The organism is Mesorhizobium sp. M8A.F.Ca.ET.218.01.1.1, from assembly GCF_004791165.1.
Classification (GTDB): domain Bacteria; phylum Pseudomonadota; class Alphaproteobacteria; order Rhizobiales; family Rhizobiaceae; genus Mesorhizobium.
In genome coordinates this window covers 144,052-144,644 of sequence record NZ_SRUZ01000013.1, presented here as the reverse complement: position 1 = coordinate 144,644, position 593 = coordinate 144,052, and the positions used below count along the sequence as shown (strand labels likewise).

Genomic DNA, 593 nt, shown 5'->3' with positions numbered 1-593 from the left:
CGACAATCATAACCAAGCCTTCGCTCGGACGTCCTTCGTCGAGATCGGACCTGCCAAGACCATTCGCGTCCGGCAGATGTCCATTGTGTAACGGTTTTGTTGCATCGTTCCAAAAATCGGAAATTTGTCCCATCGCCTTACTTACTCCTCTCGGCCGTCGACTTTGCTTTCTCCCTTCTTGTCATGGCTACCTCGCAAAGCTTGTCGAAGGCATGAACAATACGCTCGTTCACCGTGTGTCAGACTGCCTGCACACCAACGCGGAATAGATTCAAGGAGTAGGCCATGCGCCGTCCCAAGGCACCGACGTATGGCTTCCCTGTCCTTTAGAGGTAACCCAACCTGAGAGGCATAGTACGATGCTGTGGAAAAGGCGCATTAATCCTGGTTAACAATTTGGTAATTATATCTTAGCTAGCTAATATACCAGACCCCAATGGCTTTGCGCAGGTCTGATTCCCCATTCAGGCCGGGCGTGCGACTGTCTCATAATCGGGGGCGGTCCGGCCGGCTTGGCTGCCGCGACATATCTCGGGCGTTTTCGCCGCCGGGTCATGGTCGTCGACGCCGGCGAAAGCCGCGCGAGGTGGATA

1 protein-coding gene is annotated in these 593 nt (G+C 54.5%); it reads left to right on the top strand.

Annotation, left to right across the window (positions count from 1 at the left end; all coding sequences use genetic code 11):
* Positions 1–455: 455 nt before the first annotated feature.
* Positions 456–593 (top strand): FAD-dependent oxidoreductase (locus EN861_RS32960; RefSeq protein ID WP_245512164.1); only part of this gene is annotated, 138 nt, incomplete at its 3' end.